Below are 12835 nucleotides of genomic sequence, written 5' to 3' on the forward strand. Positions count from 1 at the left end.
TTTTCCGACTTCACATTGTCCCAATATGACTCGACATAGCCATGCTGAAGAGCATCACCGCAGCGCTGGTCGCCAAGTTCAACGACTCCGCCTTTCCATAGATTGGTATCGAAACGATATGCTGCGCCTGAGCCAGTATCTCCTCAGGAAGCCCGCGCGCCTCATTGCCGAAGAGCACCGCTTTGGCTGCGGCATCGCGCGAGCCGCCGCACAGAAAATCGAGAAGGCTTTGCGGCCTGCTCTCAGCCGTGCCATAGACGTCCGCGGCGATCACCGGGCAGTCGTGGCGCAGCGTCCACGCGAAGAACTCCTCGGTGCCCATACTCAGCACTGGCACATGGAACAGGGACCCAGCGGTGGAGCGCACGACTTTGGGATTGAAGACATCTACGCAATCGTCCACGAACACCACCGCAGCACATCCGGCGGCGTCGGCGGAACGAATCACCGTTCCGGCGTTGCCCGGATCGCGCACCTGCCAGAAGGCGGCGATCATAGTGGCATTCGTATTGTCAGCGCTATCGGTGCCATCGGTATCAGCGACATCATCGGTATCATCGACGTCGTCCGGCCAAGAGACAGCATCGCCATTCGCAGACAACTCCTCGACATCAACCACAGCCGCTATGCCTTGCGCGTTCGAGCTGATGCGTGAGAGCACTTCCGGCGTCGCCTGATGAACGTAGACCCCCGCATCCAAGGCCGTTTCCACGATGCGCGAGCGTATCAGCACGGCCGTATGCGCACCGTTGGGCGATTCAGCGGCATTGGCAGCATCACCGGTCTGAACATATAGGTCACGCACGGCATCAGGGCAGCAGGCGACGGCTTCGCGCACGGACTGCGGCCCCTCCACAAGGAAGCGTCCGGTGCGTCTGCGCGCCTTGGCGTTCGCCAGCTCGGCGACATGACGGACGCGCTCGGCCTTGGGGTTGGCGAGCAGTTCGGGATTCATCGGCATGCTGCCCAGTTTACGCGACGAGCGCTACAGCCTATCGGCACAGAGCCGCCACGGGTTCCGGGTATCAAGCCGTCCTGCATACTCACAGCGTTCTCACAGAGCTTCACAGCCTCTTCACAGAGCTGCCGCCGCGACGTTCCAGACAAAGCGAAGCGTTTTGCCAACAAACCGGTCTTGTATGAATCATGACGGTTGCCGCAGCTGCTGCAGCCGCATCCCACCACAACCAAAGGGTACATATGTTCATGATTGCCAACGCATGGAAAAACGTGATCCGCAACAAAGGGCGCAACCTGCTCGTCATGGTCATTGTCGCAATTATCGCCGCCGCTGCCGCCATCGGACTCTCGATCCGGCAGGCTGCGCAGAGCGCACGGGCGACGGGACTGGCGAATACGACGGTGACGGCGCAGATCTCGCTGGACCGCAGCACGCTTATGGCCGCCGCCCAGAAGCAAAGCGCCAATGGCACGCAGCCTGATTTCCAGGCACTTCGTCAAAGTCTGGCAGGCAAGGAGCTGAGTCTGACGGACTATCAGAAATATGCGAAAACCTCAACAGCGGTGAAGTCCACGTATTACTCGCAGTCGGCAGGATTGTCCGCCACCACCGGATTCCAGCCGGTCTCCACCAGCTCGAGTTCCACTTCTGGCTCTACGTCGGATTCCACTACCTCAGGCCAGTCCGGCTCGCAAGGCTCCTCGGGCTCGTCCCAGAGTTCGCAAGGGTATGGCGCAAGCGGGCCGATGGGCGGCAGAGGCATGGATTCCGGTGACTTCAAGCTCACCGGATTCTCCTCCGACGCCGCTGTAGCCAATGCGGCAAACGGCAAGTTCACGATGAGTTCGGGCAAGGTCTTCGGCTACGACAAGACCTCCAACGGCCAGATCATCATTTCGAAGGCGCTTGCGCAATTCAACAACCTCAAGGTCGGCGATACTGTAACGGCTGCGAATACGACGGATTCCACCAAAACCTACAAACTGACCATCGTGGGCATCTACGCGAACACCGGCTCCACAAGCAGCGCTCCGGGAGGCATGGGCAACGCCTCCGACCCCGACAACGCCATCTACACGTCGTTCTCGACGCTCGACTCCCTAGGGCTGAGCGGCAGCAGCACCAACGGCGGCTCACAACTGGACTTCACCTATGTCGTGGATAGCAAGGCAGCGTACGAGACCTTCGCCAAGGATGTCAAGGCGGCGGGGCTGTCCAGCGACTACACGGTGTCGTCCCCTGACATCACGCAATACGAAGCCAGTCTGGTGCCGCTCGACAACCTCGCGAAATTCGCCCTGACCCTGCTGCTTATCGTGCTCGGCGTCGGCGGCGCAGTGCTGATCGCGCTCAATGTGTTCAACATCCGCGAGCGCAAATACGAGGTGGGCGTGCTCACCGCCATCGGCATACGCAAGGCCAAAGTGGCGGCACAATTCGTCTTCGAGCTGCTCATCGTCACCATGATCGGTCTCGCGATTGGCGCTGCGGCAGGTTCGATCGCATCGGTGCCGGTTTCCAATCATCTGCTGGCCGGTCAGGTGGCCGCGCAGCAGAGTCAGCAGGCCAGTCAGGCGGCGCAGTTCGGGCGCGGCATGCAAGGCGGCGGCATGCAGTCCGGCAGCCAAAGCCAGAGCGCGCCGGCACCGGCGATGGGCGGAGGCTTTGCGGCAGGGCGCGCCTCGGCGCTTGGCAAAACCACCAGCTATATCTCCTCGATCAATTCCACAGTCAGCATATCCGTCGTCGGTGAACTCGTGCTGATCGGACTGGCGCTGACCGTAGTGTCCTCGCTGGCCGCAGTCGTGGTCATCATGCGCTACGAGCCACTGCAGATACTGGCCGACCGGTCGTAGCCGCAACGCGCCCCGACCGGCAATCACCGCATTTCATACCCGTTTTTATGTTTTATGTGAAGGAGCATCATGACCACGAACGACATCAACAGCACGCATACCAACGACAATACTGACAACACATCCAAGCAGGGAGACATCGAAACCCCCGGCAATTCCAAGGCGCACAGCGAACCTGTTCTCGAATTGAAGGACGTGAGCTATGCCTACACCAAGGGCGGCAAGCATGTGCTCGACCATATCAGTCACCGTTTTGCCGCAGGCAAGGCTTACGCGATCACCGGGCCGTCGGGCGCTGGCAAGACCACGATGCTGTCGCTTATCTCAGGACTCGCCAACCCCACGCAGGGCCAGGTGCTCTACCAAGGGCAGGACTTGGCGAAGCTCGACCGCTACCGGTTCCGCAGCCACGATATCGGCGTCATCTTCCAGAGCTTCAATCTGCTGCCTGCGCTGAGTGCCGCTGAGAACATCATGCTGTCGATGGACGCCTCGGGCAAGCGCTTCGACGCACCGAAACGTCAGCGCGCGCTGGAACTTCTGGCCCAGGTGCATCTGCCCGAGGAGTATGCCAATGAGCGGGTGCTGCATCTGTCCGGCGGCGAGCAGCAGCGCGTGGCCATCGCACGGGCGTTCAGTTATGACCCCCAGATTCTCGTCGCCGACGAGCCCACCGGCAACCTCGATCTGGCCACGCAGGCGGACATCATGGACATCTTCCGCTCGCTGGCACACGATCAGGGCCGCTGCGTCATCATCGTCACGCACAGCCCTGATGTGGCTTCGGACTGCGATGAAGTGTTCGCGCTGGCACCGTTGCGGCGCGCGTCCCAGCGCGGAACAGCACAGCGCAAATCAGTGCAGCGCCAGCCAACACAGCGCCGCCACGACGCCGTATCAGCCGTTCCCCGTACCGGTCAGCGGAAAGCGTCATGAATGGGGCATAACCAGAGGCATAATGCCCCATTCGTGACGCAAACCCACCCTGTAGCGTCACAAAAGGGGCAATACCCATCGCGTTATGCCCCATTCGTGACGCTTATCAGCGAAAACAGTCACAAAAGGGGCAGTGGACTGGCAGGTCGGACATCAACAGCGGTCACTCTGTCTTGTTTACGACAATTCGCTCCGGCCAGAGTCATAAACGAGACAGAGTCCCGCGACAGCGACTTGAGGCATTGTCGTTCGACCCCTTGGCGGGGCCTCACTTCGCCTACGGAGAGCCCACTGGGCTCTCCGCTTAACGGCTCAGCCGCCGAAGAACGCGAAGGTGCCGGCGACGCCCGCGACGCTCAGCGCGATAACCGGCACAGCGAAGCAGGCGATGAGAAACACGTAGTCGCGGCCATGCACCGGTGCAGTGCGGGCGTGGCTGCGCGGCTCAGTCCCGCCGAAGCCACGGGCCTGCATCGCAGTGGCGAGCATCGTGGAACGGCGGATTGAGAGCACCAGCAATGCGAAGGCCTGCGGAAAGAAGGCCTTGAGTCTGTTTTCGTCCCCGAGACCTCGTGAGCGGCGCGAGGCGCTGAGTGCGGCCCAGTCGTCGCGCAGCACCGAGAAGAGGCGCATGCCGGCCAAGCCGCCGTAGACGAAGCGGTCGGGCAGATGCAGATTCTGGCTGAAGGAGTCGGCCAGATCGGTCGCATCGATGCCCAGCACCGCAATGATTGCGGGGATGCCGACGGCGAGAATACGGATGCCGGTGGCGATTGCCAGCTCAGCGGAACGGTCGGTGATGTTGATCATGCCCCACTGCCACCACACCTCGCCGCCGCTTTTGCCGTACAGCAGCACCGCCATAGCCGAACCCGGCGCGCCGATGAAAATCGGCCATGTCGAGCGCACGACCCTCCACGGCGTGAAGCCGATGACCATCAGCGCCACCAACTCGAGGCACAGCGCGGTCGTGGCCGACACCCAGTCAAGCGAAATCATCATCGGCAGCGAGGCCAGGAAGCCGCCAAAGAGACGGAAGGAGGGGTTCAGCGAGGCCAGCAACGGCGAATGGCTTGCAGCCCGCGGCTCTTCGTCGCGCGTATTCACGGGGCTGACGGTGATGTGAGCGGCATTGGCCTGTTTCGCGTCAACTTGCGCGGCACTGTGTTGTTTCGTAACGCTGTGTCGCACTGTGTCTTGCTGTACGGCACCGTGTTGCGTAATGCTGTGTTGCCCGTCATTCTGCGAAGCAGACAACGTACGACGTTCAGCTATCTCTGCGCTCGGCCCATGGTGCCATTCGCCGGACGCGCCCTGCGGCGTCAGCTCCACGATGCGCGCTCCGAGGGCGGTGACCAGCTCGCGGTCGTGCGTCACGACGATGATGCTGACCCCGTCGCCGCGCAGCCCATGAATCAGTCTGACGATCTGCATCCAGGTGCGCCGGTCCTGCCCGAAAGTCGGCTCGTCGAGTATCAGCACGCGGGGCGCGGCCGCGAGCGAGGCGGCGACGGTGAGACGGCGCTTCTCGCCGCCCGAAAGCGTGTAGGGGTTCACTGCGGCATACTGGCGCAGTGCAAAGCGTTCCAACAGCTCCAAAGCAATTTTCTTCGCGGTCTCCTCATCCGCGCCGGTGCGCAGCGGGCCGAGCATGACCTCGTCGAATACGCTCCCCCGCGCGAACTGGTGCTCGGGATTCTGGAACACATAGGAGATGCGGGAGGCAAGCTCGGTCGAACGCCAGTCCTGCGGCGAATCATGGGCTGCAGCGCCCTGCAAAGCACGCGAGGCGACCACGCGGCCGTCGACAGGGTCGAGCAGACCTGCCAAAGTCAATGACAACGTGGACTTGCCAGCCCCGTTCGCGCCAACGAGCGCGGTGATCTGCCCGGGGTGGAAATCCAGCTTGATATCGCTTGCAATAGCTCTGCCCCCGCGCCCAATCGCAAGGTCTTGCGTGGACAGTAGCGCTTCGCCGCTGCCGGTTTCGGGAGCATACGAGGGTTCATCGTCGCTGTGCATCCGCGTGATCGCATCCTGCGAGCGGCGGTAACGCTGAGGCACCCAGATGCCGAGGCTTGCGAAATCAATGGAGGGATCGCCGAACACGTCATCCGGCGAGCCGTCGGCCACGATCACGGTTCTGCGAAAGACCGGATGGGCGCTCCCTTGCGCCTCGTTCGAGGCGTGCGTCTGTTCGTTCGACGCCTCCCTTGTGGCATTCCCGCGATTTTCCCCACCGGACGTGCCATCTTCCAGCCCGAGCACAATCACGCGGTCGATCAAATCGATCCACGGCTCGGCGCGATGCTCCACAAGCATCATCGTGCACCCTTGCGCGTGCAGCACATCACCTACCGCCCCCACGATCTGCTGCACCCCATCCGGATCGAGATTGGCCGTGGGCTCGTCCAACAGCAGCACCCCCGGCTGCATCGCCAAGGCCCCGGCCAGCGCCAGCCGCTGCATCTGCCCGCCGCTCAAATGCAGCGTAGGACGATGCAATTGCAGACCTTCCAAGCCCACAGCCGCCAGGCTATGCTCTACGCGCCGCCAGATCTCGTCGCGTTCGACATCCATGTTCTCGGGCCCGAAGGCGACGTTATCGCCGAGCCGCTCGAAAATCACCTGAGCGTCGGGATCTTGCAACACCAGTCCGACGCGCCCGCGCGAGCGCTGGATGGGCACGCCATCCACCAGCACGCGCCCTTCGCTCGTGCCGCCTTCGGCGTCAACCCAAGTCGGCACGCCGCCCTGTATATCAGCGTCAGCGTCGGCACTGGGCTCGGGGTCAGCACCGGTCCCGGAGCCGCCGGCCTCCATATCCGCCTCGTCACCGCCGAGCAACCCGGCCGCGCCTTCGAGAATCGTGGATTTGCCGATGCCGGACGCGCCCAGCAGCAGCACCCGCTGCCCTGCCTCGATGGTCATATCGAGGCCGCGCACGGCGAAATGCCGGCGCGAGGAGTGCTGGTACCCCCAATGCTCGAAGCGCAGCGTGGCGCTGTCCGACAGAGACGGGGAGGCGACGCCCGGCGCTAGGGCTGGCTGAGCGGGTCGTTCTTCAGGCACGGTATGTTCCTTACACAATCCAGAAGCGGCAAAACTGACGGGTATGAATATCGAATTGAATATGATAGCTGGGTATTCAGCGGTTTTCAGCAGAACACCCGCGTTTCAGACATGTTTCAGGCCCGTGCGCCACGCACCTCGCGCCCTGAGGCGAAGCGGTCGAGCGCACCGGTTTTCGCGATGCCGACATACAGGTACCACATCAGCACTCCGGCGACGAACGCGCCGGAGATGACGGTGGCGACGAGGTACCACAGCCCGTACGCGCCGGTCATATCGAAGCCCTGCAGATGCGTCAGGAAGGTGTATCCCCAGCATCCGACCGCCGAAACGATTCCTGACAATGTCAGCGTAAGCACGTTCCACACGCGATACGCGACGAACAGGAACACGAGTTCGGCGCCGATGCCCTGCACCAAGCCGATAAGGAATGTCTCCGCGCCGCCCCATTGATTGCCCACGAGGGCTTCCAGGACCGCGGCGACGACTTCGGCGTAGATGGCGGCACCGGGCTTGCGCACGATGACGGCCGCCAGTGGGCCTGCGAACAGCCACAGCCCGTTCATCAGGCCGGAAAGCCCAGGCAGCAGCACCTCAAGCGGACCGCCGATCGGCGTATAGAGCAGCGCCGCGACCCAATAGATGAAGGCGCTGGCGACGCCAATCGCCGAAGCGACAGCGATATCGACGACGCGCCATTGCAGATTCGGCTGTGACTTGGCTGCTGATTGCGTTGAACTCATGATGTGCCTTTCTCTCGCGCACGGCCGGCTTTCGGCGTGCGGTTGCAAGGCACGGGTAAAGAGAGACGTCCGTGCGCCGGCATTGTCCGGACTCACGTTCAATCGGTCGAGGTCGCCCTCATCTCAGCCACGGCCTTCACATACTCGTTCAGGCCACAGCCCCCGTGTCAGTTCAGCAGTATAGAACCTCCCAGCGTCATCCGCTAGGGGTGTCACATATTGCTTGTACCCAGCATGTGCCGGCTACAAGCCAATCAATATTGTCGATTACAATCCACATTCATTGTCGTAATCATGAAATTGTCGATTACAATCCACAACTTTCTTAGGCTGCTTGAGTCCTATAACCCTGGCGCCCGTCATTGCCCAAGCTTGTCGAGCAGCAGCGCCTCAGCGACGATGCCGTTGCGCAGGATGGAGAGGCTGATCGATTCGTTGGGGCTGTGCGCATTCGATTTCGGGTCCTCCGGGCCAGTGACCAACACCTGCGCCTTGGGGAAGAGCCTCTGCAGTTCGGGGATGAAGGGTATCGAGCCGCCTTCGCCCTTGTTGATCGGGTCGGTGCCGAAGGCCTGCCTCATCGCCTCAATTGCGTCCTTGGTGGCTTCGGCGTTCGGATCCATGGCCCAGCCCATGCCGCTATCCAGCGGCGTGACTCGCACTTCGGCACCAAGCGGCGCATGGGCGAGCAGAAAATCGCTCAGAGCGTGCTGCGCCTCGTCGGGCCGCTGACCGGGCGCCGTGCGCAGGGAAAGCCGGATGCGGGTCGCATCGGCAATCACATTGAAGGATGTATCCACCGGCTGTGCGTCCCAGCCGATAACCGTCACGCTCGGCTTGCTCCAGATGCGCGATGCCAGCGACCCGGTGCCTGCAAACTCATAGGAATAGACAACCGATGCGTCCTCGCGCAAGCTGGCCTCATCGAGATCGCGCTGCAATCCGCCAATCGGCTCCCCGGATTGCAGACCCGGTATAGCCAGCTCGCCATGCTCGTCATACATCGAAGCCACGAGCATCGCCCCAAGCGTGTTCGCATCAAGCACAGGCCCGCCGTACTGCCCGGAATGCACCGGATGCCGCAGGACCCTCAGAGTCACGTCCACGCTCGTGTTGCCGCGCAGGCTGGTCGTCAGGCTGGGGATGTCGGGCGACCAGTTGCCCGAATCGGCCACGATAATCACATCGGAATCGAATTCGTCACGATGCGCCTCGATGAACGGGATGAAGCTGGGCGAACCCATCTCCTCCTCGCCCTCGATGAACACCTTGATATTGACGTTGAGATCACTGCCGAGGATGGCTAGCGCGCCGGAATGAATCGCGATGCCGCCGCCATCGTCGCACGAGCCACGACCGTAGAGCCGCCCGTCCGCCTCGGTCGCCACAAACGGCTCCGTATCCCATGCGGATGGGTCGGGCACCGGCTGCACGTCATGGTGCGCATAGAGCAATACAGTCGGAGCATCGGCGTTCACGATTTTCGAGCCGACGACCTCATAGGCGCCAGGCGTGCCATCGGGATTGCTCGATTGCACCACTCGGGTCTCCACGCCGACCTTGCGCAGCTCCTGCGCCACGAACTCGGCGGAACAGTGCATATGCTCGCTGGTGATGCCCTGCGCAGACACCGACTTGAGCGCAATCTTCTTCGATAGCACATCCACGACGCGCGCGAAGTCCTCATCCGCCCGCGCACGCACCTCGTCAAGACCCAAAACCGCCATGATGCTCCTTATCTCCGTTGCCTCAGTACCAATTATTCAATACCAATCTATTCGGCACCGCACTGTATTCGATACCATTCCTGGCTCGCTGATTACCGTTATATATGCATACGACTGCCATTATTCCACGGTCGTAGCCAAGTCATAGTCAGGTCGCGGTACCATGTCGTCGCGCGACGATGGCTTGTCTGCACTCCAAGCCGACCGCCGCTGCGAAAGGCCCAGAACGCACAGTCAAGGCATAGTCAAGGCATAGTTCAAGGCACAGTCAGGCGCATGATTTCCCATTGTTTTCCACGCCCCGCAAGCGTCTAGGCGTCACCGTAATCTGCAAGCATGACATGGAACCCCTTCAGCAAACACGTCGACGAAGAAACGGCGCAAACGACCGTTCAGGAGCCTTTCCAAAGCACAGGAAAAGGCCGGCCGACCCCCAAACGCAAGCAAGCCGAACAGCAGAATCTACGCCCATTGGTTCCCAAGGATCGCAAGGCCGCGACCAAGGAAGCCAAGACGCGCACGCGCGCCAAGGAAAATGCCGAATACGACGCGATGCGCTCCGGCGATGTCGCGCATATGCCCAAGGCCGAGCGACTGCCGTGGCGCGTGTACATCCGCGACTATGTGGACGCCCGCTTCAATATCGGCGAGTTCTTCATCCCCGCGACCTTCGTCATTCTGCTGGTCACCATGGTCATGTCCATCAAATGGCCCGCTCTAGCCAATCCCTTCCTGATGCTCATGTACGTGTATCTGCTCATAGCCGTCATCGATGTGGCCTTCATGTGGCGCAAGCTGCGCAAGCTGCTGGTCGAGAAGTACGGCGAAGCCGCCGTCGGCAAGGGGTCGCGCTCCGCATCGTATGCGTGGAGCCGCGCCATCCAGTTACGCCGCTGGCGACTGCCGAAGCCGCGCTACCCTAAGCGCGGGCACTGGCCGAAGTAACAATCACTGTGACACCGCAGCGACACCACAGTGACATTACAGTGACATTACAGTGACATCCGCATCCTGGACAGGATCGAATTCCATGACCGAAAACACTATCACCACCAATACTGACAGCAGCACCGATGTCAGCACCGACACCGACACCGGTATCGACACCACCGTGCAGGTCGACATCGCCATCATCGGCGCAGGCCCAGGAGGCTACGCCACCGCATTGCGCGCCGCGCAGCTGGGCAAGTCCGTCATCCTGATCGAGCGTGACGAAACGCTGGGCGGCACCTGCCTGAACCGCGGATGCATACCCTCAAAGGCCTTGATTACCGCGTCCCGCACCATGGACACCATTCACCAGGCCCATGAAGTCGGCATCGACGCGACGATCAACAGCGTCGACTTCGGCACCCTGCTCGCCTATAAGAATCGCATGGTCGACACCATGACCTCCGGACTGGCAGGGCTGCTCGCGCATCGCGGCGTGACCGTCCTGCGCGGCGACGCGGCGATAACCGATGCGCCCGGGCGCATCATCCAAGTCACGCCGAGCGAACCGGAGACGCAGGTCAGGCGCTTTGTACGAGCCGGCATCGGTGAGGACATAGGACAGTCGGTGAACGTGCAGGCAGCAGACATCGTCCTTGCGACCGGATCACGGCCCAAGACGCTGCCGCAGCATGACTTCTCAGGAGCCCTGATCGACTCCACGCACGCGCTGTCGCTTATTCGCGTGCCCGCCAGCGCCGTGATCATCGGCTCCGGAGCAATTGCGGTCGAGTTCGCCTCGCTGTGGAATGCGGGCGGATGCGCCGTCACGCTGCTGATCCGCAAGGACCGGGTACTTTCCGCATGGAACCGCCGCACCGGTCTGACGCTGACCCGCGAGCTCAAACGCCGCGGCATCAACATCGTCACGCATAGCGCAGTCACATCCGTCGATGTCGGCGTGAACCTCGGCGCGACCGTGCATTACACGCAGGAAGGGCACGATGGCGAGTCCACCGCATTCGGCGAGGTCGCCTTGGCCGCAATCGGCCGTGAGCCCAACACGCAGGCCGCTTGGCTCGAGGGCAGCCATATCGAGCTGACGGACGCCGGCTTCGTGCATACCGATGAGCTCGGGCGCACCGGTGTTCCAGGCATCTGGGCCGCCGGCGATATCACCGAAGGCGACGCGCTTGCCAACCGCGCCTTCGAACAAGGCATCGTTATCGCGGAAAGCATCGCCGGGCTGAATCCCAAACCAGTGAACGACGATACGGTCGCCAGGGTCGTCTTCTCCTCCCCCGAGGCCGCATCGGTCGGCTGCACGCTCGATCAGGCCAGCAGCCGCGACGATCTGGCAAACGTCGAGGAGACGGTATTCCCGATGATGTCCAACGCCCGCATGCTCATGAGCGGCTCCTCGGGCTCCATGAGCCTGATCAGCGGTGAACACGCAACAGAGCAGGGCCATCGCGTCGTGCTCGGCGCGCATATCGTCGCACCCAACGCCAGTGATCTCATCGCCGAAGCCGAGCAGCTGGTCGGCAATCGCGTGCCGCTGAGCGATGCGGCGCGTCTTATCCATCCTCATCCCACGTTCAGCGAGACCTTCGGCGAGGCACTGCTCAAGGCGGACGGCCGACCGCTGCACACGCGTTAGGCAAGGTTCGGCGAGCCTGCTGCTAAACTGTGGGGTCGGTATGCCCATTGCAAGGGCAGATTCAACGTATAACGGCAAAATTCAACAGCATGCAACAGCAAGTGAGGAAGCAGATGGCTCAGAAGGACTCGAAGGCGGGCAAGAAGCCGAACATCGTCAAGCAGATCATCCAGATCTATCGGTACACGGCTCCGGAAGACAAGCCGCTGCCCTGGCTGTTGGCAGGAGCCTTCCTGCTGCCGCTGGTGGTGTTCGCTGTGGTAGGCGTGTTCATGCACTGGTCCGTGTTCCTCTGGATCCTGCTCATGATCACCGCCGCGATGCTTGGCGTGCTGCTGTTCACGATTCTGCTGACCAACCGCGCCGACAAAGTCGGCTACAAACGAATCGAAGGCCGTCCGGGCGCAGCCGTCAGCGTGCTGAGCAACATCAACAAGGCCGGCTACAGCTTCCCTGAGGAGCCGGTGTGGATGGATCCCAAGACCAAGGACGCCATCTGGCGCGGCACGGGATACAGCGGCGTCTATCTGCTGGGCGAAGGCGACTACGGCCGCGTGATGCACGCGATGGATCGCCAGGAGCACAACATCAAGGGCGTGACGGCGGGTTCCTCCATCCCGGTCTATCGCATCACCGTCGGCACCGGCGACAAGCAGGTGCAGCTCAAGGACCTGCGCAAGGCCGTGCTCAAATGCAAAAGCTACGAACCGACGAATCACTCGAACGCGCTCATCGCGAAAATCCATCCCCGCCGCCGCTTCATCCTGACCAAGGAAGAGCTCGCGATGCTCAACGACCGCCTGCGCACGCTGCAGACGAAGTCCGGCTTCGGCATCCCCAAGGGCGTCGATCCCACGCGGCCGCAGCACGTCAGCAGGCGCGCCATGCGCGGACGCTGATACCTGACGCAGCAAATTCTTCCTTGCGGAACAGCCGTATTGCCGAATTAC

At 61.9% G+C, this 12835-nt stretch carries 9 protein-coding genes; 5 read left to right on the forward strand and 4 right to left on the reverse strand.

Going from position 1 to position 12835, the window contains the following annotated elements:
* Window positions 1-10: 10 nt before the first annotated feature.
* Window positions 11-961: a TrmH family RNA methyltransferase gene (locus tag LKK40_RS04185; RefSeq protein ID WP_304309425.1), complete on the reverse strand. Its 951-nt coding sequence runs from the start codon at window positions 959-961 to the stop codon at window positions 11-13.
* 245 nt (window positions 962-1206) lie between these two features.
* Here LKK40_RS04185 and LKK40_RS04190 point away from each other — a divergent pair, with 245 nt between their 5' ends.
* Window positions 1207-2817 (forward strand): ABC transporter permease, encoded by a 1611-nt coding sequence (locus LKK40_RS04190; RefSeq protein ID WP_304309427.1) that lies wholly within the window; start codon window positions 1207-1209, stop codon window positions 2815-2817.
* Window positions 2818-2886: 69 nt separating this feature from the next.
* On the forward strand, window positions 2887-3753 hold the full coding sequence (locus LKK40_RS04195) for an ABC transporter ATP-binding protein (RefSeq protein ID WP_304309429.1): 867 nt from the start codon (window positions 2887-2889) through the stop codon (window positions 3751-3753).
* A 312-nt stretch (window positions 3754-4065) separates the two neighbouring features.
* On the opposite strand, the gene LKK40_RS04200 is transcribed toward LKK40_RS04195, so the two are convergent.
* The 3 genes from LKK40_RS04200 to LKK40_RS04210 form a co-directional block, all read right to left on the reverse strand.
* Window positions 4066-6684 carry an ATP-binding cassette domain-containing protein gene (locus LKK40_RS04200; RefSeq protein WP_304309535.1) on the reverse strand — a complete coding sequence of 873 codons (2619 nt, stop codon included), beginning with the start codon at window positions 6682-6684 and terminating at the stop codon, window positions 4066-4068.
* 257 nt (window positions 6685-6941) lie between these two features.
* Window positions 6942-7568 (reverse strand): ECF transporter S component, encoded by a 627-nt coding sequence (locus LKK40_RS04205; RefSeq protein ID WP_304309430.1) that lies wholly within the window; start codon window positions 7566-7568, stop codon window positions 6942-6944.
* Window positions 7569-7927: 359 nt separating this feature from the next.
* Complete coding sequence (locus LKK40_RS04210) at window positions 7928-9295, reverse strand: dipeptidase (protein WP_304309431.1); 1368 nt, start codon at window positions 9293-9295, stop codon at window positions 7928-7930.
* 336 nt (window positions 9296-9631) lie between these two features.
* On the opposite strand from LKK40_RS04210, the gene LKK40_RS04215 reads away from it, so the two are divergent.
* From LKK40_RS04215 to LKK40_RS04225, 3 genes are all read left to right on the forward strand, one after another.
* Window positions 9632-10240 carry a DUF3043 domain-containing protein gene (locus LKK40_RS04215; protein WP_152581728.1) on the forward strand — a complete coding sequence of 203 codons (609 nt, stop codon included), beginning with the start codon at window positions 9632-9634 and terminating at the stop codon, window positions 10238-10240.
* 85 nt (window positions 10241-10325) lie between these two features.
* On the forward strand, window positions 10326-11885 hold the full coding sequence (locus tag LKK40_RS04220) for a dihydrolipoyl dehydrogenase family protein (RefSeq protein WP_304309433.1): 1560 nt from the start codon (window positions 10326-10328) through the stop codon (window positions 11883-11885).
* A gap of 113 nt (window positions 11886-11998) precedes the next feature.
* A complete protein-coding gene (locus LKK40_RS04225; protein WP_304309434.1) occupies window positions 11999-12784 on the forward strand; it encodes a DUF4191 domain-containing protein in 786 nt (261 codons plus the stop codon).
* Window positions 12785-12835: the final 51 nt, after the last annotated feature.

It is taken from the genome of Bifidobacterium tibiigranuli, assembly GCF_022655035.1.
GTDB classification, from domain to species: Bacteria; Actinomycetota; Actinomycetes; order Actinomycetales; family Bifidobacteriaceae; genus Bifidobacterium; species Bifidobacterium tibiigranuli_A.